Raw genomic sequence first — 21,642 nt, forward strand, 5'->3', positions numbered from 1 at the left:
CTCACATGCGTTCGAAGGAGCGGTAGCGCTCCCAGTCGGTCACGGCGGTGTCGTACGCGTCCTGTTCGACGCGGGCCATGTTCGCGTAGTGCTCGACGACCTCGTCGCCGAACGCCGCGCGCGCGATCGGGCTGGCCTGCCACAGTTCCGCGGCCTCGCGCAGCGTCGTGGGCACGCGCGCCACGCCGTCCTCGGCGTAGGCGTTGCCCGTGACGGGCTCCGGGAGGGCGAGCTTGTTCTCCACGCCGTACAGCCCGGCGGCGACCATGCCGGCCACGGCCAGGTACGGGTTCACGTCGCCGCCCGGCACCCGGTTCTCCAGGCGCAGCGCGGCCGGGGAGTGCCCCACGACGCGCAGCGCGCAGGTGCGGTTGTCCGGGCCCCACGCGACGGCGGTCGGCGCGAAGGAGCCCGGCCGGAAGCGCTTGTAGGAGTTGATGTTGGGCGCGTAGAGCAGCGAGAAGTCGCGCAGTGCCGCGAGCTGCCCGGCCAGGAAGTGGCGCATCGTCTCCGACATCGCGCCCGGCTCCTCGCCCGCGAAGACGGGGTTCCCGTCGGCGTCGCGCAGCGACAGGTGGATGTGGCAGGAGTTGCCCTCGCGCTCGTTGTACTTGGCCATGAAGGTCAGCGCGTAACCCTCCTGGGACGCGATCGACTTGGCGCCCGTCTTGTAGACGCTGTGCTGGTCGCAGGTGACCAGGGCCTCGTCGTAGCGGAAGGCGATCTCGTGCTGCCCGAGGTTGCACTCGCCCTTGGCGGACTCCACGCGCATCCCGGCCGCGCCCATCTCGTTGCGGATGCGGCGCAGCAGCGGCTCGATGCGGCCGGTGCCGAGCAGGGAGTAGTCGACGTTGTACTGGTTCGCGGGCGTCAGGTCGCGGTAGCCGCTGTTCCAGGCCTGCTCGTAGGTGTCCTTGAAGACGATGAACTCCAGCTCCGTGCCCGCGTACGCGGTCCAGCCGCGTTCGGCGAGCCGTTCCAGCTGGCGGCGCAGGATCTGCCGGGGCGAGGGGCCGACCGGCGCCGCGTCGTGGTCCAGGAGCCGCAGGTCGGCGATGACCAGGGCGGTTCCCGCGTCCCAGGGGGTGCGGCGCAGCGTGGCGAGGTCCGGGTGAAGGGCGAAGTCGCCGTAGCCCCGCTCCCAGGAGGACAGGGCGTAGCCGTCGACCGTGTTCATGTCGGCATCCACGGCCAGCAGGTAGTTGCAGCCCTCCGTGCCGTGTTCCAGGACGTCGTCGAGGAAGTGGCGCGCGGCGAAGCGCTTGCCCTGGAGACGGCCCTGCATGTCCGCGAACGCGACGACAACGGTGTCGACCTCCCCGGCGTCGACAAGACGCCTCAGGTCGTGGGTGCTGAGCGGGGCTGTTCGGTGCTCCACGGGTGGTCACCTCTCCTACCGGCCGACAGGTGATCCAAAAGTACGGGCCGGGAGGGCTGGTTGGGTACGGTGCGAGAAGAAATCCGCGCGTCGCCGGGAGGCTCCTGTGGCCCGTCCGCTCATCGGGATCAGCACCTACTGGGTCGGTTCCGCCCGCTGGGGTGCCTGGGACCTGCCCGCCGCCCTGCTGCCGGCCGGGTATCCGCGTCTGGTGCAGCGCGCTGGCGGGCTCGCGGCGATGCTCCCGCCGGACGAGCCGGGGATCGCCCCGGAGACGGTGGCGCGGCTGGACGGGCTCGTGGTCGCGGGCGGCCCGGACGTCGACCCGGGGCACTACGGGGCGGAGCGCGACCCGCACACCGATCCGCCGGCCCGCGAGCGCGACGCCTGGGAACTCGCCCTGATCGGGGCCGCCCTGACCGCGGGGGTGCCGGTGCTCGGCATCTGCCGCGGCATGCAGCTGCTCAACGTCGCGCTCGGCGGCACGCTCGTCCAGCACCTGGAGGGCCACCGCGGCCCGGCCGCCGGGGTCTTCGGTGACCACCTCGTCAAGCCGGTGCCCGGCACGCGGTACGCGGAGGCGGTCCCGGAGGCCGTCTCCGTGCCCACCTACCACCACCAGGCGGTCGACGTCCTCGGGCGGGGGCTGCTGGTCGCCGCCCACGCCGAGGACGGCACCGCCGAGGCGGTCGAGCTGCCCGGCGACGCCTTCGTCCTGGGGGTGCAGTGGCACCCGGAGATGGACGACGCCGACGAGCGGGTGATGCGGGCGCTGGTCAGAGCTGCATCTTGAAGCCGACGTGGGAACCGGTGAAGCCGAGCCGCTCGTAGAAGCGGTGCGCGTCGGTGCGGGAGGCGTCGGAGGTGAGCTGCACCAGCGCGCAGTCCAGCCGGCGGGACTCCTCGACCGCCCACTCGATCATCGCCGACCCCAGGCCCCCACCCCGGGCGGAGCTGTGCACGCGCACGGCCTCGATCACGGAGCGCGTCGCGCCGCGCCGTGACAGACCGGGGATCACCGACAACTGCAGCACGCCCACCAGCCGGCCGTCCCGCTCCGCCACGACGACGTGCTGGCCCGGGTCCGCGGCGACCCGCTCGAACGCCGCCAGGTAGGGCGTCATGTCGTCGGGGGTCTCGCGGCTCCGGCCGAGTTCGTCGTCGGCGAACATCGCCACGATCTCGGGCAGGTCGGCGGGCGTCGCGGGGCGCATGCGCAGGTCACTCATGCGTTTCACCCTACGGTCGGCCGCGGCGCGGCCGGGAAGCGGGGTTCGCGCCCGCACGACCGTTGACAGTGGCCCGGCGGACGCGGGGGTGAGCCACGCCTCCGGTACGCAGTGGACCGTGCGCGGCGAGGTGGGCGCGCACGCGGCACGGCGTGGACACCTCGGTCGACGTGCCGGTCAACGTCACGGCGACGGTGGCCCTGCCGGTGGTGGACGGCGGCCGCTGCACCGTCTCCGGCGGCCGGGCCGCGTACCTGGGCGTCCGGGACGGCCGTGCGGTCTACCGCGTCGGCTCGGGGCACACGGCGTTCGGGTCCGCGGGCCGCGGCTGACACCGGTATCCCCCGCCCCGGGGTGCGCGGCAGTGCTCCGCCGCGCACCCCGGGGCGCAGCCGGGCACACGGCCGGCGTGCCCCGCGGCGGACGGCGTCAGCCGGTCCTGCGAAGGACGTTGTCCAGGACGTGCCAGGCGTCGCCGGGAGGGGGCGGCGCGCCACCGCGCGCGAGGGCCGGACACGCCCCGCCGCCCCTGACGTCAGCCGAGCGCCGCCGCCAGGACCGCGGGGGCCTCGGCGAGCGACGGCCCGTACCAGGTCAGGTGGCGGCCGCTGACCAGCGCCGCGGGCAGGGCGGGAAAAGCCTCCGGCCCGTCCTCTGCGGTGAAGCGGTACGGCTCGTCGGGCAGCACCACCACGTCCGCCCCCGCGGCGTTGAGCTCCTGGACCGGGACCCGCGGGTAGCGCTCCTGGTGGCCGCCGTAGACGTTCTCGACGCCGAGCCGGGCGAGCAGGTCGCCCGCGAAGGTGTCCCGCCCGAGCACCATCCAGGGGCGCCGCCAGATCGGGACCACGGCCCGTCGCGGCCGGGGCGCGGGCCGGACGGTGCCCCAGGCCTTCTCCGCGGCGTCCAGCCACGCGGGACGGGGCAGGCCCAGGGCGCCGACCACCACGCGGTGCAGTTCGTCGAAGGCCTGCGGCAGGCTGCGCACCTCCGTGACCAGCACGTCGAGCCCGGCGGAACGGAGCGCGCCCAGGTCGGGCGCGCGGTTCTCCTCCTCGTTCGCGATCACCAGGTCCGGGGCCAGCCGGACGATCTCCTCGATGTCGGGGTTCTTGGTCCCCCGGACCCGGGTGACGCGCAGGTCGGGCGGGTGGCTGCACCAGTCGGTCGCGCCCACCAGCAGCGCGGGCGCCGTGGTCGCCACCGCCTCGGTGAGCGAGGGCACGAGGGAGACCACACGCCGTGCCGGGCCGGAGTCGCGACGGGTCATATGCCCACCGTATCGAGCCCCGGCGGGCGAGGACGGCCGGACGGCGCGGCCGCCGGAACTGAGGGAGGGGGATCCGGGTGCCGCGCCGTGCGGGCGCGTGGGGTCAGGCGCGTGGGGTCAGGCGCGTGGGGTCAGGCGCGTGGGGTCAGGCGCGTGGCGTCAGTGGGACCCCACCGGAGCGAGCCGGTTCTCGGCCGACGGGTTCTCGGCGAGCCAGTCGCGGACGCCGTCCTGCTCGTGGCCCTGACCGGCACCGTGCACGGCGGCCTCCAGCCCGTTGAGCTCCTTCTCGCTGAGCCTGAAGTCCTTCAGCCAACGGGCGACGGCGGGCTCCTTCGCGGCGAAGCCGTCGCGGGCCAGCGTGTGGATGCCGTCACCGGAGCCCCAGGCGCCGAGCGGGTCCTTCAGCTTCTTCAGGGGGAACTCGCTGTAGGCCCAGTGCGGGGACCACAGGGTGACGACGACGGGCTCCTTGGCCTTGATCGAGCGGTCGAGCTGGGCCAGCATGCTCGCGGTCGAGCCGGTGGTGACCTTGTACTCGCCCTCCAGGCCGTACTTCTTCAGGACCGTGTCGTTGAGCATCTTCATCATCCCGGCGCCGGGCTCGATGCCGATGATCCGGCCGCCGAACCGCTTGCCCTGCCCCTTGAGGTCGGCGAGCGAGTCGACGCCCTTGACGTAGGAGGGGACGGTGAGCTCCAGGGAGGTGGGGCCGTACCAGGAGCCGTAGTCGTCCAGCCGGTTCTTGTACTTCTCCCAGTACGACCGGTGGGTGACGGGCAGCCAGGAGTCGGTCTCGACGTCGACCCGCCCGGCGGACATGCCGGTGTAGAGCGCGCCGACGTCGTACTGGGTGACCTTCGGCCGGTAGCCGCGGCGCTCCAGCAGTTCCTTCCACAGGAAGGTGGAGGCGACGCCCTCGTCCCAGGGGATGTAGCCCAGGTCGACCTGCCGGCCCTTGCCGACGTTCTTCGCGCCGGAGACGGCGGGCGCGTCGTCCCCGCCGCCGAGGATGTTCATGCCGCCGGCGACGAGCGCGAGGACGACGGCACCGACGACGGCCACGGAGGTGTGCGGACGGTAGGTCCACAGCCGGGACCGGCGCGGGGCGGCGGCCGCGGCGAGCGCGCGGCGGCCGAGCGGCGAGACGCGGCTGCCGAGCGCGCCGGTGACGCGGTCGAGGTACATGGCGAGAATGACCACGGACAGGCCCGCCTCGAAGCCGAGGCCGATGTCGACCTGGCTGATGGCGGTGAAGACGGAAGCGCCCAGGCCCCCGCCGCCGACCATGCCGGAGATGACGACCATGGACAGCGCCAGCATGATCACCTGGTTGACGCCCGCCATGATCGTGGGCAGCGCGAGCGGCAGCTGCACCCGCAGCAGGGTGTTGCGCGGGGTGGTGCCGAACGCCTCGGCGGCCTCGACGAGTTCACCGTCGACCTGGCGGATGCCGAGCTCGGTCATCCGCACGCCCGGCGGCAGCGAGAAGACGATGGTGGCGATGATGCCGGGCACCTGGCCGACGCCGAAGAAGAAGATGCCGGGGATCAGGTAGACGAAGGCGGGCATCGTCTGCATGAAGTCCAGCACCGGCCGGAGCGCGGCGGAGACGGTGCGGTTGCGCGCCGACCAGATGCCCAGCGGCACGGCCAGCACGATCGTGATGACGGTGGCCACGAGCACCAGGGACAGGGTGTCCATGGCCTCGTCCCACTGCTGGACCGAGACCACGACGGCCAGGCCCGCGAAGGACAGCACCGCCGCGGTCACCCCGCGCAGCCACAGCGCCAGGACGGCGAGGATGCCGGCGAGCAGCAGCGGCGCGGGGGCCCGCAGGACGGCGTCGAGGCCGTCGTACATGCCGGAGACGACCGCGCTGATGAGGTCGAAGAGCGGACCGAAGTGGTCGCGCAGGAAGGTGACGGCGCTGTCCGTCCAGTCGCCGAGCGGCAGTCTAGGCACGCGCCGCCTCCTTCCGGGCCTGCGCCGGCACATCGGGCGCGGCTGCCGCGGGCGCGGCCTCGTCGGTGCAGGCGGCGGGCGGGCCCTCGTACGAGCCGAGGCAGGCGAGCAGCCGCTCCTGGGCGATCACGCCCACGACGTCGCCGCTCCTGTCGCGCACGGTGACCGGGTGCGGCGTGCGGGCGCTGACCGGGAGCACGTCGGCGAGCGGGGTCCGCGGGTCGACGCTCTCGCAACGGCAGTCGCCGGTGTCCGAACCGGACGGCGGCTCCATGACGGTGCCCGCGGTCAGCACGCGGGAGCGGTCGACGTCGTGCACGAAGGAGGCGACGTAGTCGTCGGCGGGACGCAGCAGGATGTCCTCGGGCGTGCCGATCTGCACGATGCGGCCGTCGCGCATGACGGCCACGCGGTCGCCCAGCCGCATGGCCTCGTTGAGGTCGTGGGTGATGAAGACGATGGTCTTCTTCAGGGCGCGCTGCAGTTCCAGGAGCTGGTCCTGCATGTCGCGCCGGATGAGCGGGTCGAGGGCGCTGAAGGACTCGTCCATCAGCAGCACGTCGGCGTCGGTGGCGAGGGCGCGGGCCAGGCCGACGCGCTGCTGCATGCCGCCGGACAGTTCGTCGGGCCAGGAGTCGCCCCAGCCGGCCAGCCCGGTCAGCTCCAGCGCCTGGGCGGCGCGCTCCTCGCGCTCCGTGCGGCCGACGCCCTGCACCTCCAGGCCGTAGGCGGCGTTCTCCAGCACGGTGCGGTGCGGGAAGAGCGCGAAGTGCTGGAAGACCATGCTGATGCCGTGCGAGCGCACACGGCGCAGCTCGCGCGGGGACAGTGCGGTGAGGTCGCGGCCGTCGAAGAGCACCCGCCCGGAGGTCGGGGGGAGCAGCCCGTTGAGCGTGCGCAGCAGGGTGGACTTGCCGGAGCCGGACAGCCCCATGACCACGAAGATCTCACCCTCGTGGACGTCGAAGCCCGCGTCGATCACCGCCGCGGTCGTGCCGCTCTCGCGCAGCTCGTCGCGTCCGGCGCCGTCCCGCAGACGGCGTACGCCGTCCTCCGGGTCGGGTCCGAACACCTTGTACAGATGCTCTGCCTGCAGCCTGTGCACATGCACCTCTCGGGTCGTGCGGAGAACGACCTGCTGCCCCCGCACCCAGGTCGTGGAGCGGTCCTGGCCCGCTCCGGGACGGCGGGTGCCCCGACACAAGCGGAGCAAACCGTTCCGTGACCGAGGTCACGGTGTCGGCGGCGTGCGGCATCATCGGCGTGTGACTCGACGCCTGATGCTCCTCGACACCGCCAGCCTCTACTTCCGCGCGTACTTCGGGGTGCCCGACTCGGTGCGCGCCCCGGACGGCACACCGGTCAACGCCGTGCGCGGTCTGCTGGACTTCATCGCCCGCCTGGTCGCCGACCACTCCCCCGGCGACCTGGTGGCGTGCATGGACGCCGACTGGCGCCCGCAGTGGCGGGTGGACCTGATCCCCTCGTACAAGGCGCACCGCGTCGCCGAGGAGGTCCCGCAGGGTTCGGACATCGAGGAGGTGCCGGACACGCTGTCGCCGCAGGTGCCGGTGATCGAGGCGGTGCTGGACGCGCTCGGCATCGCCCGGGTCGGTGTCGCGGGGTACGAGGCCGACGACGTGATCGGGACCCTGGCGGGGGCGGCGGCCGGACCGGTGGACATCGTCACCGGCGACCGCGACCTGTTCCAGCTCGTGGACGACGCGCGCGGGGTGCGCGTGCTGTACCCGGTCAAGGGCGTGGGCGCGCTGGACGTGGTCGACGAGGCGTGGCTGCGCGCCAAGTACGGGGTGGACGGCCCCGGTTACGCCGACCTCGCGACGTTGCGCGGCGACCCGAGCGACGGCCTGCCGGGCGTGCCGGGCATCGGCGAGAAGACCGCGGCCAAGCTGCTCGACGCGTACGGCGACCTGGCGGGGATCATGGCCGCCGCCCACGACCCCGCCTCGAAGGTCACCCCGGCGCAGCGCAAGCGGCTGCAGGAGGCGGCGGACTACGTCGCCGTCGCGCCCAAGGTCGTCCACGTCGCCGGCGATGTGCCGATGCCCGCCTTCGATCCGCGGCTCCCCCGCGAACCGCGCCACCCGCAGGAGCTGTCGGCGCTGGCCGAGCGGTGGGGCCTGGGAGGCGCGCTCCAGCGGCTGCTCACGGTGCTGGGGGCCGCGCAGGCCGGCTGAGACGGGGTGGGGTGGGTGCCCGAGGGAACGCGCGACCTTCCCGGAGTCGTCGCATTCCGGGGGCACTATCGGTTAGGCTTGCCTAACCGTCGCGAGGAGTGTGTTCATGGCAGACCGTCCGGTGCGCAGGAAGCCGCAGCTCAACCGCGCGCAGGTGCAGCACGTGGAACGGCTGACCCCGCACATGATCCGCGTGGTGCTCGGCGGCGGTTCGCTCCAGGGCTTTCCGGTGGGCGAATGCAGCGACCACTACATCAAGCTGCTCTTCCCGGCCGAGGGCGTGACCTACCCGGAACCCTTCGACATCCAGGCGATCCGCGCGGAGTTCCCGCGCGAGCAGTGGCCGCGCACCCGGACGTACACCGTGCGCCGCTGGGACGCCGCATCGTGCGAGCTGACCGTCGACTTCGTCCTGCACGGCGACGAGGGCCTGGCCGGCCCGTGGGCCGCCCGCGTCCGGCCCGGCGAGGAGATCCTCTTCCTCGGCCCCGGCGGCGCCTACGCCCCGGACCCGGCCGCCGACTGGCATCTGCTGGTGGGCGACGAGAGCGCGCTGCCCGCCATCGCCGCGTCGCTGGAACGGCTGCCCGAGGGCGCCCGCGCCCATGTGTTCGTGGAGGTCGCGGGGCCCGAGGAGGAGCAGAAGCTCCCCACCTCGGGCGACGCCGAGATCACCTGGGTGCACCGCGGCAGCGGCCGGGTCGGCGAGGCCCTGCTGCGCGCGGTGCAGGCGCTGGAGTTCCCGGCCGGGGACCTGCAGGCCTTCGTCCACGGCGAGGCCGGTTTCGTCAAGCAGCTGCGCCGGCTGCTGCGCGTCGAGCACGGGGTGCCGCGCGAGCGGCTGTCGATCTCCGGCTACTGGCGCACCGGCCACGACGAGGACGGCTGGCAGGCCTCCAAGGCGGACTGGAACCGCCGGGTGGAGGAGGAGCAGGAAGCCCCCAGGGCCCTGGCCTCCTGACGCCGTCCTCCTGCCCGTACCCGACGCACGAGGCGTGACCCCTTGACGGGGCCACGCCTCGCTGTCGTCCCGGTGCGGGCTCAGACCGACTTCTGGTACGAGCGGAAGGTGCGGGTCGACAGCCACACCGCGGCGACCGCGACGACGACCAGCGCGCCGCCCCGGCTGAGCACGCCGCCCCAGTCCGGGGTGTCGGCCATCGCCGAACGCCCGGCGACCAGCGCCCAGTTCACCGGGTTGAAGTCCGCGACGTGCCGCATCCAGGGCGGCATCAGCGCGGGCGCCATGAAGGCGGACGACAGGAACGTCAGCGGCAGCAGCAGGAAGGTGTTGATGCCGATGATGCTCTCGCGCTGCCGCACCAGCATGCCCATGGCGTTGGAGAAGGCCCCCACCAGAGTGCCGAGCAGCACCGACGCCACGAACAGCACCAGCAGTCCGACGACCCCACCGGGGTAGTCGGCGCCGCCCAGTCTGCCCAGCGCCACGATCACGACCGACTGGAGGGCGGTGCTCAGCCCCTGCGAGACCACATTGCCGTTGATCAGGGCGGCCCGGCTGACCGGCGTGGTCAGGAAGCGGTTGAGGGTGCCGCGCTCGATCTCCTCCAAAGTGCCCATCCCGGCCCACATGTTGGAGGACAGCGCGCTCATCACGACGACGCCCGGCACGAGGTAGTCCAGGTACGAGGTAGCGCCGAAGCCGGGCAGCTCCACGACGCGGCGGAAGAGCCCGCCGAAGAGGAAGAGCCAGATCACCGGCTGCACCAGGGTGATGAGCAGGTAGGCGGGCTGGCGCCAGACCGCCATCAGCTGGCGCTGCGTCATGTACCAGGTCTGGGTGAGGGCCGCGCTCGCCGGCACCGGCCCGGCCTTCGCGCTCCTCGGGCTGATCGCGCTCATCGCGCACCTCCGGCGTTCGCGTGGACGGTGGCGGCGCCGGCGGCCGCGGCGGAGCCGGCGTCGGCATCGGCGAAACGACGTCCGGCATAGCGCAGGTACACGTCGTCCAGGGAGGGGCGGGCGACGGTGACGGAGGCGACGGCGGCGCCCTCGCGCTCCAGGACCGCGAGCACCCGCGGCACCGCGGCGCCCCCGTCGTCGGCGCGGGCGCTGAGCCGGCGCCCGTCGAGCAGCGCCTCCCGCACACCGGCGAACTCGGTGAGCGCGGTCTCCAGCAGATGCGCGTCGACCGGACCGGCCGGCTCGCGCAGTTCCACGTGCACCGCGTCGCCGCGCAGTTCGCCCTTGAGTCCGTCGGGCGTGCCCTCCGCGACCACCCGGCCGCGGTCGACGATCGCGACGCGCTCGGCGAGCCGGTCGGCCTCTTCCAGGTAGTGGGTGGTGAGCAGGATGGTCAGCCCGTCGTCGCCGGCGAGCCGGGTGATCTCCTCCCACATCGCGGTGCGCGCCTCCGGGTCGAGGCCGGTGGTCGGCTCGTCGAGGAAGAGCACCTCGGGACGGTGAACCAGGCCGAGGGCGACGTCCAGACGCCGCTGCATGCCCCCGGAGTACGTCTTGACCTGGCGCTTGGCGGCGTCGACGAGGTCGAACCGGGCGAGGAGTTCGGCGACCCGGCCGGTGAGACCGGCGCCTCGCAGGCCGTACAGCCGGCCCTGCAGCAGCAGGTTCTCCGCGCCGGTGGCGACCGGGTCGGCACCGGACTTCTGCGCGACGACGCCGATGGCGCACCGCACCCGGTCGGGGTGGCGCAGCGCGTCGTGACCGGCCACGACGGCGGTCCCCGAGTCCGGCCGGGCCAGGGTGGTCAGGATCTTGACGGTGGTGGACTTGCCGGCGCCGTTGGGGCCCAGCAGCCCGAAGACGGTGCCGGGCTGCACGGTGATGCCCATGCCGTCCAGTGCCCGGACGTCGCCGGGATAGGTCTTGACGAGGTCGTGCGCCACGATCGCGGGCGCGCGGGTGTTCATGACAGATTCCTCCGCCTGTCTGTGTCGATAAGTCGATGCACTGAACGCACCGAGGATGTCGGCGTGCTGCGACGGACCGATCGACGGGAGGACTACCGGGCTACTCTGGGTGTGCCGCACCTCGATCGCCTGGCATCCGTTCCCGCGGTTGTCCGGTCCGGGGTTCCACCCCCGGTGGGCCGCTGTTCCCGCAGCGGCCCACCGGGGGTTCTCTCATGTCGGGGGTGTGAGCTTGTCCAGTTCCTCCCTGAAGTGGCGAGCGGCCGCGCCGTCGCGGGTCAGCTCGTCGATCCCGGTCCAGGTGTCCGGCATCTCGCCGGTCGCCTGCCACTGCCGCCACTCGGCGGCGCCGGAGACGGCGCCCTGGTCGAGGTCGTCCAGGAAGCCGCGGATCCAGGCCGCCTCGGCCTCGATCATGTGCACCTGGTACTCGGTCTCCAGCAGGAACACCCGGGGCAGGTCGCGGCGGAGCCGGGCGAGCACGCCGTGGACGGCTGCCGCCTGGACCTCCAGCTTGGCCACCCGCTCGGTGAGCAGCCCGACCGCCTCGTCGGCGGGGAGCACGAGCAGCAGCGACAGGGCGGCCTCGAAGGACGGGTACTCGCGGACGGGGACGGCGACCAGGTCGGACAGCCAGTCGTGCATCTCCTCGCGACCGGCGTCGGTGAGGCCGTACAGCGTGCGCTCGGGGCGGTTGCCCTGTCGCTGGACGCCGGTCACCTCGACGAATCCGTGTTTCTCCAGGTTCTGCACGACGGTGTAGAGCGAGCCGTAATTGATCTTGATGCTCTGTTCCTTGCCCCGCTGCCGGAGCACCTGGGCGATCTCGTACGGATGCATGGGCCGCTCGCCGAGCGTCGCCATCACCGCCAGCGCCAGGGGGTTGCCGAGCTTGCGCCGCGTCGCCATGTCCGTACACCTCGCTCCCGTATATCCGTAGCCGAACATATCGCGAGTGTCGCGGCTCCACAAGCGCGATACATCGCGAATTTCGCCCCCGGGTGCCCGCACGGGCGCCGCATGATCAACCGGACCGCCCGCAGGTTGCGGAGCAGGAGGGACGGGACAAGGGTGAAAGGGTGAGAGGGGGGAAATCCGATCGAATCTCGAACGGAGTTTCTGATGGAAGCGCGAAAGAACGAACTGTACGCACGCGACCTGACGGAAGCGCGCTGGACCAAGAGCAGCAAGAGCCCCTACCGCGAGACCTGTGTCGAGGTGGCGGACCTCGGCGGCGGAGCCGTCGCCCTCCGCGACTCGAACAACACCGACCTGCCGCCGCTGCGGTTCACCGCCGGAGAGTGGGAAGCGTTCCGGGACGGCGTGCGCGAGGGCGAGTTCGGCTAGGACCCCTCACGCGCCACCGCGCACTTGGCGGGCCCGCCCGCGGCCGACCGACGTGGCCGGCGAGTGGGCCCCCCAAGTGCCCCGGCCGCTCCCCCCGTCCCGCGGCGAGGCCGCCGACTCGCCTGCGCGGTCGGCCCGTTGACGCTTCGACAGAAGGCCTCTGGAGACCTCTCCGGGGGCCGTTTCGCATCCACCGGCAGCACCGGCAGCACCGACGGCCAAGAACGTCAGCTGCGGGAGGTACCGACGCCGGCGTCCCGGCGGAGCACGACGCCGGGCAGGGGGCCCAGGGGCGGTCCGCGGGGCCGGGTGCCGGATCGGCCCGGATCCGCAACCCACCGGCCCCACCCGTCAATTCACCCACAACTGGACACATCACACCCGTCTCGCTACGGTCGAAGAACGGACAGCGCCGAGGGTGACCCGGCCACGAAGGGCCCGGCTCCGGCCCGGCTCTTGACGATGGCGCACCTCGGCTTCTCCACCGCGTCCGCCCGGCCGGCCGCCGCATCGGCCGCCTCGCCAGGACGGCGCGTCGACTGCGCGTTCCGGCTTCCGGAAGGGGACATCATGCGCGCACAGCAGTTTTTGGCCCTGCTCGTTGCCCCGGTGGCGGCGGGCGCCGTGGCGTTCCTGCCGGCCGCGGCGTCACCAGCGGCCGCGGCCTCACCGACGGCGGCCGTCGCGGCACCGTCCGCCGGCGCCATCGCCCCGCAGTCGTCACGCGACAGGTACCAACGGGGCTTCAGGGACGGGTACGACGACGGACGTTGGGACTCCCGCCACTCCCGGCCGCGCTGCCGCGACTACCGGGATTCCTACGATCCCCGGCGCGATGACCGTGACTACCGGCAGGGTTACCGCGACGGGTACCGCGCGGGCTGGAACCGCTACTGCTGAGCCGATACCCCGCCGCTCCCCGTGCCACGTAGCCTGGCGAGGTGACGGAACGCGGTGAAAGAGCGGCCGGCGCCGTCGTGGGCTCGGCGGTCGGTGACGCACTGGGCGCGCCCTTCGAGTTCGGTCCGGAGGGCGCGTTCGGCGCGCGGTTCCCGTGTGCGGGCGGCGGGGGCGAGATGTGCGGGGGCGGCGGGTGGGACCCGGGCGAGGCCACGGACGACACACAGATGGCCGTGCTGGTCGCGGACTCGCTGCTGGAACGCGGAACCCTCGACCTGCCGGACCTCTTCGCGCGCTTCCGGCGCTGGTCCGCCGCGGACCCCAAGGACATCGGGCTGCAGACCGAGGCCGTCCTCACCTCGGGCGATCCCTGGGACCTCGCCGCCGCCCTGCACTTCCAGACCCACGCCCGGGCGGCCGGCAACGGCGCCCTGATGCGCGCCGCCCCCGCCGCCGTCCACTTCGCCGGGCACGGGCGGTCGGCCTCGCTCGACGCGGCCCGCCGGATCGCCGCCCTCACCCACGGAGACCGTGCCGCCTGGGAGGGCAGCGCGATCCTCCACGACCTCGTGCGCGTCGCCCTCGACGGCGGGGACCCCGTCGCGCCCGCGGTCGTGGCCGACGCCCTGGCGCAGGTGCCGGATCCCTTCCGGGCACGGTGGTCCGCCGTGCTCGCGCCGGACTGGCACCCCGGCCTGGCCACCGAGTTCAACGGCGCGGTCTGGCCCTGCCTCGGCTCCGCGCTCTGGGCGGTGCGGACGACCGGCTCCTACGAGGACGCGGTGCGCGCCGCGATCGACCTCGGCGGGGACACCGACACGGTCGCCGCGGTCACCGGCACATTGGCCGGCGCGGTCCACGGACTCGGCGCCGTTCCGACGCGGTGGACCGAACCCCTGCACGTGCCGATGCCCGGATGGCCGGGGCGGGTGCTGCGCCTGGCGGATCTGGTGGACCTGGCCGCACGGCTCACGGGGGCAGCAGTGCCTCGCCCTCCCGGTGCAGGCGGGCCATGACGTCCTCCGGGCAGCCGGCGACCCGCAGCGCGGCGTCGGCAGCTGCCCGGGCGAAGGCCGGGGCATCGGGGATCGCCGCCTCGCGGCGGATCAGGATCACGCCCTCGATGAGACCGAACACGAGGTCGGCGCGGACGGCGAAGGCCGCGGGCGTGAGGCGCGCACCGGACGCGGTGGCGGCCAGCAGCGCGGCATAGGCGGCCTTGAGCTCGTCCCGCACCGCACGGAACCCGGCGAAGCGCTCGGCCCGCACCTCGGGCAGCAGATAGAGCACGCCCAGATTGTGCGGGCCGCCGCACAGCAGTGCCACGTCCGCTCGGCACAGTGCCCACAGCCGCACCTCGCCCGGCGCGTCCTCCCGGCGGGTCAGCGCGCCGGCCAGCTCGAGGGACGGGCGTACGGTGCCCTCCAGCAGCGCGGCCAGCAGGTCCTCCTTGCCGGCGAAGTAGTGGTACATCGAGGCCTGCCGCATACCGGCGAGGTCCGCGACCGCCCGGGTCGTCGTGGCCGCGTAGCCCCGCGTGGTGAACAGCTCCGCCGCCGCCGCCAGCAGTTCCTCCCGGGGGGACAGCCCGGTCTCCGGCCGCTCCTGTGCCCGCGGCCGCCCGACCCGCCGTCCCGTGCCGCTCATTCTTCGATCCTCGCACAGCGCTCCCGGCCCCGCCCGGAGCCTGCGGGACCGGGCGAACTCCTCACGCCGGGAGCCCGCTCGCCCCGCACGGCCGGAACCGCCGCCGGGGCCGGAAGGGCTCAGCCCACCGAGGAGTAGGCCACGACGCCGCGCAGCAGACCGTCGACCGCCTTGCGGGCGTTGCGCCGGACCTGACCGCCCTCCGGGGCCGCGCCGGCGATCTGGCCGAGCACGTCGATGAGTTGCTTGGTCCACCGCACGAAGTCGCCGGCCGGCATGTCCGCGTCGCGCAGCACCGCGTCGAGGCCGTGGCCGGAGGCCCAGCGGTAGGCGGACCAGGCGAAGCCGAGGTCGGGCTCGCGCTGCCCGACGCCCTCGGCCTGGTTGATGCGGTGCTCCTCCTCCAGCGCGTCCAGCCGGCCCCAGATGCGGACCATCTCGCCCAGCGCCTCCTTGGCGTTGCCGGACGGCAGCCGCGGCGGCAGCGCGTCGTCGGCGGACCGCGACTCGTAGACCAAGGCCGACGCGCAGGCGGCGAGTTCGGCGGGGTCGAGGCCCTCCCACACGCCGTCGCGCAGGCATTCGCTGGCGAGCAGGTCGAGTTCGCCGTAGAGCCGGCCGAGCCGGCGCCCGTCGGGGGTGACCTGGTCGCCCTCCAGGTAGCCCAGGTCGGTCAGCAGGGCGCAGATGCGGTCGAAGGTGCGGGCGATGGTGTTGGTACGCCCCTCGATCCGCCGCTCCAACTGCTTGGTGTCGCGCGCGAGTCGCTGGTAGCGCTCGGACCAGCGGGCGTGGTCCTCGCGCTCGTCGCAGCCGTGGCAGGGGTGCGCGCGGATGGCGGTGCGCAGCCGCGCGATCTCGGTGTCGTCCGCGGCGGCGGAGCGCTCGCGGCGCGGCCGCTGCGGCGCGATGCCGGCCGTTCCGGCCTTGGAGCGCATGGCGGACGCGAGGTCGCGCCGGGACTGCGGGCTGCGCGGGTTGAAGGACTTCGGGATGCGCATCCGGTCCAGCGGTTCGACCGGCACCGGGAAGTCCATCTGCGCCAGCCGTTTGACCTGGCGTTCGGCGGTCAGCACCAGCGGGCGCGGCCCGTCCTGGTGGAACTGGTCGTGCCGGTTGTGGTGGCCGGGGCTGCGGCCGGCCGGCACGCCGGGGTCCAGGACGAGGGCCAGGCCGGCGAACTTGCCGGACGGGACGTGGATGATGTCGCCGGGCCGCAGTTTCTCCAGGGCCTCGGCGGCGGCCGCCCGGCGCTGGTTGGCCCCGTGGCGGGACAGTTCGGCCTCGCGGTCCTTCAACTGCCGGCGCAGCGACATGTACTCGTCGAAATCCCCGAGGTGGCAGGTCATGGAGGCCTTGTAGCCCTCCAGTCCCTCCTCGTTGCGCTGCACCTGCCGGGAGATGCCGACCACCGAGCGGTCCGCCTGGAACTGCGCGAAGGAGGTCTCCAGCAGCTCCCGCGAGCGGTGCCGCCCGAACTGGCCGACCAGGTTGACGGCCATGTTGTACGAGGGCTTGAAGGACGACCGCAGCGGGTAGGTGCGCGTACCGGCGAGCCCCGCCAGGTGCGCCGGGTCGAAGGCGCGCTGCCACAGCACGACGGCGTGGCCCTCGACATCGATGCCGCGCCGCCCGGCGCGGCCGGTGAGCTGCGTGTACTCGCCGGGGGTGACGTCGGCGTGGGTCTCGCCGTTCCACTTGACGAGCTTCTCCAGCACCACGGACCGCGCGGGCATGTTGATGCCCAGCGCGAGTGTCTCGGTGGCGAAGACCGCCTTGACGAGGCCCTTGACGAAGAGCTCCTCGACGACCTCCTTGAAGGTCGGCAGCATGCCCGCGTGGTGCGCGGCGATGCCCCGCTCCAGGCCCTCCAGCCACTCGAAGTAGCCGAGGACGTGCAGGTCCTCGTCCGGGATGGACTTCGTGCGCTCCTCGACGATGGCCCGGACCCTGGCCCGGTTCTCCTCGCTGTTGAGCCGCAGGCCGGCGTACAGGCACTGCTGGACGGCGGATTCGCAGCCGGCCCGGCTGAAGATGAACGTGATGGCGGGGAGCAGCCCCTCGGCGTCCAGCCGCTCGATGACCTCGACCCGGCTGGGCGTCCAGATCCGGCGCTGCTGGCGCCGGTCCCGCTCGCGGTCGGCCTCGCGCATCTTGCCGGCACGCCGGTCGCGGCCGTTGAAGGCGCGCTGGTTCTCCATGCGGGCCAGGCGCACCAGGTCGGGGTTGACGGCGCGCTGGGGGGTCGGGGCGCTCGCGCCGGCCCGTTCCTCGAAGAGGTCGTACATCCGGCGGCCGGCCAGCACGTGCTGCCACAGCGGCACGGGCCGGTGCTCGGAGACGATGACCTCGGTGTCGCCGCGCACCGTGTCCAGCCAGTCGCCGAACTCCTCGGCGTTGGAGACGGTCGCGGAGAGCGACACCAGGGTCACGGACTGCGGGAGGTGGATGATGACCTCCTCCCACACCGCGCCGCGGAAGCGGTCGGAGAGGTAGTGCACCTCGTCCATGACCACGTAGCCGAGGCCGTCGAGCGCCTGGGAGCCCGCGTACAGCATGTTGCGGAGCACCTCGGTGGTCATGACCACGATCGGCGCATCGCCGTTGACGCTGTTGTCACCGGTGAGCAGGCCGACGCGCTCGGCGCCGTAGCGCTTGACCATGTCGGTGAACTTCTGGTTCGACAGGGCCTTGATGGGCGTGGTGTAGAAGCACTTGCGGCCCTCGCGCAGGGCCAGGTGGACCGCGAACTCGCCCACGATGGTCTTGCCCGATCCGGTGGGCGCCGCCACCAGCACGCCCTTGCCCTCCTCCAGCGCCTGGCAGGCGTCGATCTGGAAGGGGTCCAGGGCGAAGTCGTACAGCTCGCGGAAGCCCGCGAGTGCGGTGGCCTGCTCGGCGGCCCGGACCTTGGCCGCCGCGTAGCGCTCGGCGGGAGACATCTCGTCGTTCATCTTGAAAACGAGACTACCCGGCGGCACTGACAGCCGACTGATCTTTTACCGCTCGCACACCCGGACCGCCGCACCGGGCCGCCTCGCGCCCGATTTGCGAAGAGTCGTGCCGCCACTAGCGTGGCAGGCACGCATCCCCGCCCCGGCAAGGAAGAGCACATGGCCACCCTGGTCTCCGTGAACGTCGGACTGCCCAAGGACGTCGAGTGGCGCGGCCGGATCACGCACACCGGCGTCTGGAAGCGGCCCGTCTCCGGCCGGCGCAGGGTGCGGCGGCTCAATCTGGACGGCGACGGCCAGGGCGACCTCGCCGGGCACGGCGGCGAGCAGCGGGCGGTGCTGGTCTACCAGCTCGACTCCTACCGGCACTGGCAGGAGCATCTGAAGCGGGACGACCTGTCCTACGGCCAGTTCGGCGAGAACTTCACCGTGGACGGGCTGCCGGACGACGAGGTGTGCATCGGCGACCGCTACCGCATCGGCACCGCGGAGTTCGAGGTGACCCAGCCCCGGGTGACCTGCTACCGGGTCGGCCTGCGGATGGAGGAGCCGCAGATGGCGGCGCTGCTGGTCTCGCACGCCCGGCCCGGCTTCTACTTCCGGGTGCTGACCGAGGGCGAGGTGGCGGCCGGCGACGAGATCGTCAAGATCGCCACGGGCCCCGAGGCGATGACCGTCGCCGAGATCGACGCGGTGCTCTACCTGCCGGGCCACGAGCGGTCCCAGGTGGAGCGCGCCCTGCGCATCCCGGCCCTCAGCCCCGGCTGGCAGGGCTCGATGCGGGCGCTGCTCACGGACGCGGCCGAGGGCGACCGGGCGCCGGGGACGTCCACGGGCAATGCCGGGCTGACCGCGGGAAGCGTCGGCCCGCCGCCCGCGTGGCCCGGCTTCCGGCCGCTGCGGGTGGCGGCCATCGCCCCGGAGAGCGAGGGCATCTCCTCCGTGACGCTGGCCGCGCCCGACGGCCGGCCGGTACCGCCGGGGCTGCCCGGCCAGTTCCTCACCGTGCGGATGCGGCCCCACCCGGACGCGCCGCCGGTGATCCGCAGCTACTCGCTGTCGGGCCGGCCGGGCGCGGCGGCCTACCGGATCAGCGTGAAGCAGGAGCCGCACGGCGTGGCGAGCACCTACGTGCACCAGCACCTGAAGGTGGATGACGTGCTCGACGTGGCCGCGCCCCGTGGCGCCTTCACCCTGGCCGAGGGCGACACGCCGGTCCTGCTGGTGTCCGCGGGCGTGGGCGCCACGCCGGTGCTGGCGATGCTGCACGCACTGGCCGACGCGGACACCCCGCGACCCGTGTGGTGGGTGCACGGCGCCCGGGACGGCCTCCACCACCCCTTCGCGGCCGAGGCGCGCGACCTGCTGGCCCGGCTGCCCGGCAGCCGCGCGTTCATCGCGTACAGCAGGCCGCGCGCGCAGGACAGCGTCGGGGCCGACTGCACCGCGGCGGGACGGCTGACGGCGGACGTGCTGCGCGGACTGGCGCCGCCGGCCGACGCGGAGGCCTACATCTGCGGTCCCGACGCCTTCATGGCGGACATGACCGAGGCCCTGCGCGCCTGCGGGCTCGCGGCCGGAAGCATCCGCACCGAGGCCTTCGGGGCGCAGTCCGCGATCACCCCGGGGATCGCGCAGGGCCCGGCGAAGGCCCCGCACCAGCCCGCGCGGCCGCCCGGCCCGGCCACCGGACCCACGGTGTCCTTCGCCCGCAGCGGCCTCAACGTGCCCTGGGACCCCGGCTACGGGACGCTGCTGGAACTCGCCGAGGCCTGCGACGTGCCCACGCGCTGGTCGTGCCGCACCGGTGTCTGCCACACCTGCGAGACCGCGCTGCTGTCGGGCCGCGCCGTCTACGAGCCCGACCCGGTCGACCCGCCCGCCGACGGCAACGTCCTCATCTGCTGCGCGCAGCCGCCCGAGGACCTCGTCCTGGACCTGTGAGGTGAGGGCGGGCTCACGCCCCGGTGAGCAGGCGCGCCGCGCGGGGCACCGTGACCGCGGTCAGCGGCAGCGGCCCGAGGCGCTCCCCGTCCGCGTAGCCGGTCAGGTCCGCGGCGGCGAGCGTCACCTTGGCGGCGCGGTGCACGGTGACCACCGGGTGCGTGGTGTGGGTGCCCCGGAAGACCCGGGGGAAGACGCGCAGCAGCGTGCCGCGGGAGCAGGGGCCCACCACGCAGATGTCGAAGAGGCCGTCGTCCATCGCGGCCTCCGGGCAGATCCGCATGCCGCCGCCGTACGACGAGCCGTTGCCCACCGCTATCAGCGTCGCCTCGATCTCCCGCTCCGGGCCGTCGTCGAGAGCGATCCGGTACCGGATGGGCCGCAGGGCCGCCAGTTCGGCCAGCATCGCCACGTCGTAGCGCAGCCGGCCCGCCGGGTAGCGCATGCGGTTGCCCCGGTCGTTGACGCGGGAGTCGAAGCCGGAGGCCATGACGGTGCCGAACCACCGCTCGCCCACCCGTCCCAGGTCGATCTCCCGGGTCCGCCCCTCCGCCAGCGCCCGCGCGATCAGCCGCCCGGCCGCCGCGGGGTCGCCCAGCGGCAGCCCGGCCGCGCGGGCGAAGTCGTTGCCGGTGCCCGCCGGGACCACGCCGATGGGGGTGCCGGTCCCCGCCACCGCGCGCAGCGCCAGGGAGACCATGCCGTCGCCGCCGGCCGTGACCAGGGCGCGGGTGCCGCCCTCCACCGCCCTGCGGGCCTTGAGCAGGGCGTCGGCGGCGTCGGTGCCGGTCACCGTGCGGACGGTGTGGCCCGCGTCCCGCAACGCGCGGACCGCCGGCGACGCGGCGTGCGCGCCCCGGCCGCGGCCCGCGGTGGGATTGACGATGAGGGTGATCTCGCTGGTCACGCGCGGACCCTACCGCGCGTCACCGCCCTTGTCAGGTGGCGTCGTCGAAGCCGCGTCCGCTCGGCTGGATGTCGTCGTCCACCGGCGACGCCTGCTCGGGCACCGGAGCCCCGACGGGCTCGGGGGTGAGGTCGAGCTCGGACGCCTCGTCGTCGTCCAGGTCGGCGTCGGGGTTGGCCAGGCGCTTGCGCCGGTCGTTGAGGAGCGAGACGGCGACGGCCATGAAGTACAGCACCCAGATCGGGCCCGCCAGCGCCATCATCGTCAGCGGGTCGGTGCTGGGGGTGGCGACCGCCGCGAAGACGGTGATACCGACGATCATCGCGCGCCACCAGCTCAGCATCCGCCGCCCGGTGACCACACCGCCGAAGTTCAGAAGCACCAGCAGCAGCGGCATCTCGAAGGCGAGCCCGAAGACGATGACCATGCGCGTGACGAGGTCCAGCAGGTCGTCCAGCGGAAGCAGGTTCTCGACGTTGCCGGGCGTGAAGCCGATCAGTACCTTCGCGGTGGTGGGCAGCACCTTGTAGGCGAAGAAGCCGCCGCCGAGGAAGAGCGGGAAGCCCGCGCCGACGAAGGACAGCGCGTACTTCTTCTCGTGCCGGTGCAGACCCGGTGCGAGGAACGCCCAGAGCTGGTACAGCCAGACCGGTGCGGCGAGCACCACGCCCGCCATCAGCGAGACCTTCAGCGCCAGGGTGAACGGCGTCAGCAGACCGTTGATGGTGATCCGGGCGCACGTGCCCTGCGACTGCTTGGCCAGCTCGGTGAACGTGCTCTTGCACCCGACCGACTCCAGCACCGGCTTGGTGAAGAACTCGATGATCTCGTTGTAGAAGAAGGCGGCGACGACCGTGACGACGATGATCGCGAGCAACGCCTTGGAGAGCCTGTTGCGCAGTTCACGCAGGTGCTCCACGAGGGGCATGCGCCCCTCGGGGTCCCTCTCCTGCTGCTGGCGGGCGGACTTGAGCAACCCACGTCCTCAATTCGGGCGGTCGCCGCCGTCGCG

Annotated in this window: 19 protein-coding genes and 1 pseudogene; 8 read left to right on the top strand and 12 right to left on the bottom strand. The window is 73.3% G+C overall.

Translation table 11 applies throughout. The annotated features are described in order from the left end of the window. Nucleotide 1: 1 nt before the first annotated feature. The gene (locus ACIP98_RS17345; protein WP_401976658.1) at nucleotides 2-1,378 is read right to left on the bottom strand and encodes a glutamine synthetase family protein; all 1,377 of its coding nucleotides are present in this window, start codon (nucleotides 1,376-1,378) and stop codon (nucleotides 2-4) included. Between the two features lie 106 nt (nucleotides 1,379-1,484). On the opposite strand from ACIP98_RS17345, the gene ACIP98_RS17350 reads away from it, so the two are divergent. Continuing rightward, complete coding sequence (locus ACIP98_RS17350; protein ID WP_319662029.1) at nucleotides 1,485-2,171, top strand: gamma-glutamyl-gamma-aminobutyrate hydrolase family protein; 687 nt, start codon at nucleotides 1,485-1,487, stop codon at nucleotides 2,169-2,171. Here the strand turns inward: ACIP98_RS17350 and ACIP98_RS17355 are convergent. Beyond that, nucleotides 2,155-2,607: a GNAT family N-acetyltransferase gene (locus ACIP98_RS17355; RefSeq protein WP_319662028.1), complete on the bottom strand. Its 453-nt coding sequence runs from the start codon at nucleotides 2,605-2,607 to the stop codon at nucleotides 2,155-2,157. The two genes, ACIP98_RS17350 and ACIP98_RS17355, sit on opposite strands and share 17 nt — an antisense overlap. A gap of 125 nt (nucleotides 2,608-2,732) precedes the next feature. On the opposite strand from ACIP98_RS17355, the pseudogene ACIP98_RS17360 reads away from it, so the two are divergent. Further along, a pseudogene (locus ACIP98_RS17360) lies at nucleotides 2,733-2,939 on the top strand (alpha-L-rhamnosidase C-terminal domain-containing protein); the annotation flags it as partial. Between the two features lie 203 nt (nucleotides 2,940-3,142). Here ACIP98_RS17360 and ACIP98_RS17365 read toward each other — a convergent pair. The 3 genes from ACIP98_RS17365 to ACIP98_RS17375 all read right to left on the bottom strand — a co-directional run bounded on the left by ACIP98_RS17365 (nucleotide 3,143) and on the right by ACIP98_RS17375 (nucleotide 6,947). Further along, nucleotides 3,143-3,877: a helical backbone metal receptor gene (locus ACIP98_RS17365; protein ID WP_319662027.1), complete on the bottom strand. Its 735-nt coding sequence runs from the start codon at nucleotides 3,875-3,877 to the stop codon at nucleotides 3,143-3,145. Nucleotides 3,878-4,036: 159 nt separating this feature from the next. Continuing rightward, nucleotides 4,037-5,842, bottom strand: a complete 1,806-nt coding sequence (locus ACIP98_RS17370; RefSeq protein WP_401976662.1) for an ABC transporter permease/substrate binding protein — start codon at nucleotides 5,840-5,842, stop codon at nucleotides 4,037-4,039. After that, nucleotides 5,835-6,947 carry a glycine betaine/L-proline ABC transporter ATP-binding protein gene (locus ACIP98_RS17375; protein WP_401976844.1) on the bottom strand — a complete coding sequence of 371 codons (1,113 nt, stop codon included), beginning with the start codon at nucleotides 6,945-6,947 and terminating at the stop codon, nucleotides 5,835-5,837. The genes ACIP98_RS17370 and ACIP98_RS17375 overlap by 8 nt, the downstream gene beginning before the upstream one ends. Nucleotides 6,948-7,122: 175 nt before the next feature. Here ACIP98_RS17375 and ACIP98_RS17380 point away from each other — a divergent pair, with 175 nt between their 5' ends. Beyond that, nucleotides 7,123-8,040 carry a 5'-3' exonuclease gene (locus ACIP98_RS17380; RefSeq protein WP_319662055.1) on the top strand — a complete coding sequence of 306 codons (918 nt, stop codon included), beginning with the start codon at nucleotides 7,123-7,125 and terminating at the stop codon, nucleotides 8,038-8,040. A 106-nt stretch (nucleotides 8,041-8,146) separates the two neighbouring features. Then, nucleotides 8,147-9,001, top strand: a complete 855-nt coding sequence (locus tag ACIP98_RS17385; RefSeq protein ID WP_401976663.1) for a siderophore-interacting protein — start codon at nucleotides 8,147-8,149, stop codon at nucleotides 8,999-9,001. An 80-nt stretch (nucleotides 9,002-9,081) separates the two neighbouring features. Here ACIP98_RS17385 and ACIP98_RS17390 read toward each other — a convergent pair whose 3' ends face one another. The 3 genes from ACIP98_RS17390 to ACIP98_RS17400 all read right to left on the bottom strand — a co-directional run bounded on the left by ACIP98_RS17390 (nucleotide 9,082) and on the right by ACIP98_RS17400 (nucleotide 11,840). Further along, on the bottom strand, nucleotides 9,082-9,903 hold the full coding sequence (locus tag ACIP98_RS17390) for an ABC transporter permease (RefSeq protein ID WP_319662023.1): 822 nt from the start codon (nucleotides 9,901-9,903) through the stop codon (nucleotides 9,082-9,084). Further along, the gene (locus tag ACIP98_RS17395; protein ID WP_319662022.1) at nucleotides 9,900-10,931 is read right to left on the bottom strand and encodes an ATP-binding cassette domain-containing protein; all 1,032 of its coding nucleotides are present in this window, start codon (nucleotides 10,929-10,931) and stop codon (nucleotides 9,900-9,902) included. Before ACIP98_RS17395 ends, ACIP98_RS17390 begins: the two co-directional genes overlap by 4 nt. Before the next feature lie 213 nt (nucleotides 10,932-11,144). Then, a complete protein-coding gene (locus ACIP98_RS17400; protein ID WP_401976667.1) occupies nucleotides 11,145-11,840 on the bottom strand; it encodes a PadR family transcriptional regulator in 696 nt (231 codons plus the stop codon). Nucleotides 11,841-12,053: 213 nt separating this feature from the next. On the opposite strand from ACIP98_RS17400, the gene ACIP98_RS17405 reads away from it, so the two are divergent. The 3 genes from ACIP98_RS17405 (at nucleotide 12,054) to ACIP98_RS17415 (ending at nucleotide 14,194) form a co-directional block, all read left to right on the top strand. Further along, complete coding sequence (locus tag ACIP98_RS17405) at nucleotides 12,054-12,278, top strand: DUF397 domain-containing protein (protein ID WP_401976668.1); 225 nt, start codon at nucleotides 12,054-12,056, stop codon at nucleotides 12,276-12,278. A 570-nt stretch (nucleotides 12,279-12,848) separates the two neighbouring features. After that, entirely contained in the window at nucleotides 12,849-13,178 is a 330-nt protein-coding gene (locus ACIP98_RS17410) for a hypothetical protein (RefSeq protein ID WP_319662019.1), read from the top strand. Nucleotides 13,179-13,219: 41 nt separating this feature from the next. Continuing rightward, nucleotides 13,220-14,194 (top strand): ADP-ribosylglycohydrolase family protein, encoded by a 975-nt coding sequence (locus ACIP98_RS17415; RefSeq protein WP_401976670.1) that lies wholly within the window; start codon nucleotides 13,220-13,222, stop codon nucleotides 14,192-14,194. Here the strand turns inward: ACIP98_RS17415 and ACIP98_RS17420 are convergent. Further along, nucleotides 14,148-14,825: a helix-turn-helix domain-containing protein gene (locus tag ACIP98_RS17420; RefSeq protein WP_319662017.1), complete on the bottom strand. Its 678-nt coding sequence runs from the start codon at nucleotides 14,823-14,825 to the stop codon at nucleotides 14,148-14,150. The two genes, ACIP98_RS17415 and ACIP98_RS17420, sit on opposite strands and share 47 nt — an antisense overlap. A 119-nt stretch (nucleotides 14,826-14,944) precedes the next feature. Beyond that, nucleotides 14,945-17,779 (bottom strand): DEAD/DEAH box helicase, encoded by a 2,835-nt coding sequence (locus tag ACIP98_RS17425; protein ID WP_319662016.1) that lies wholly within the window; start codon nucleotides 17,777-17,779, stop codon nucleotides 14,945-14,947. A 159-nt stretch (nucleotides 17,780-17,938) separates the two neighbouring features. Between ACIP98_RS17425 and ACIP98_RS17430 the strand changes: the two genes are divergently transcribed. Next, nucleotides 17,939-19,723 (top strand): MOSC domain-containing protein, encoded by a 1,785-nt coding sequence (locus ACIP98_RS17430; protein WP_401976673.1) that lies wholly within the window; start codon nucleotides 17,939-17,941, stop codon nucleotides 19,721-19,723. A gap of 13 nt (nucleotides 19,724-19,736) precedes the next feature. Here ACIP98_RS17430 and ACIP98_RS17435 read toward each other — a convergent pair whose 3' ends face one another. Both ACIP98_RS17435 and tatC read right to left on the bottom strand, forming a co-directional pair. Next, nucleotides 19,737-20,630 carry a diacylglycerol kinase gene (locus tag ACIP98_RS17435; RefSeq protein ID WP_401976676.1) on the bottom strand — a complete coding sequence of 298 codons (894 nt, stop codon included), beginning with the start codon at nucleotides 20,628-20,630 and terminating at the stop codon, nucleotides 19,737-19,739. Nucleotides 20,631-20,661: 31 nt separating this feature from the next. Next, nucleotides 20,662-21,606, bottom strand: coding sequence for a twin-arginine translocase subunit TatC (gene tatC / locus ACIP98_RS17440; RefSeq protein ID WP_319662012.1), 945 nt, complete (start codon nucleotides 21,604-21,606; stop codon nucleotides 20,662-20,664). Nucleotides 21,607-21,642: the final 36 nt, after the last annotated feature.

The sequence above is a fragment of the Streptomyces sp. NPDC088354 genome (genome assembly GCF_044753585.1).
Classification (GTDB): domain Bacteria; phylum Actinomycetota; class Actinomycetes; order Streptomycetales; family Streptomycetaceae; genus Actinacidiphila.

Bases quoted from the DNA above. Each gene is read 5' to 3' on its own strand.
- ACIP98_RS17420 (WP_319662017.1), bottom strand. From the start codon at position 14,825: ATGAGCGGCACGGGACGGCGGGTCGGGCGGCCGCGGGCACAGGAGCGG.
- ACIP98_RS17365 (WP_319662027.1), bottom strand. From the start codon at position 3,877: ATGACCCGTCGCGACTCCGGCCCGGCACGGCGTGTGGTCTCCCTCGTG.
- ACIP98_RS17395 (WP_319662022.1), bottom strand. From the start codon at position 10,931: ATGAACACCCGCGCGCCCGCGATCGTGGCGCACGACCTCGTCAAGACC.
- ACIP98_RS17400 (WP_401976667.1), bottom strand. From the start codon at position 11,840: ATGGCGACGCGGCGCAAGCTCGGCAACCCCCTGGCGCTGGCGGTGATG.
- ACIP98_RS17355 (WP_319662028.1), bottom strand. From the start codon at position 2,607: ATGAGTGACCTGCGCATGCGCCCCGCGACGCCCGCCGACCTGCCCGAG.
- ACIP98_RS17425 (WP_319662016.1), bottom strand. From the start codon at position 17,779: ATGAACGACGAGATGTCTCCCGCCGAGCGCTACGCGGCGGCCAAGGTC.
- ACIP98_RS17405 (WP_401976668.1), top strand. From the start codon at position 12,054: ATGGAAGCGCGAAAGAACGAACTGTACGCACGCGACCTGACGGAAGCG.
- ACIP98_RS17385 (WP_401976663.1), top strand. From the start codon at position 8,147: ATGGCAGACCGTCCGGTGCGCAGGAAGCCGCAGCTCAACCGCGCGCAG.
- ACIP98_RS17410 (WP_319662019.1), top strand. From the start codon at position 12,849: ATGCGCGCACAGCAGTTTTTGGCCCTGCTCGTTGCCCCGGTGGCGGCG.
- ACIP98_RS17430 (WP_401976673.1), top strand. From the start codon at position 17,939: ATGGCCACCCTGGTCTCCGTGAACGTCGGACTGCCCAAGGACGTCGAG.
- ACIP98_RS17380 (WP_319662055.1), top strand. From the start codon at position 7,123: ATGCTCCTCGACACCGCCAGCCTCTACTTCCGCGCGTACTTCGGGGTG.
- ACIP98_RS17390 (WP_319662023.1), bottom strand. From the start codon at position 9,903: ATGAGCGCGATCAGCCCGAGGAGCGCGAAGGCCGGGCCGGTGCCGGCG.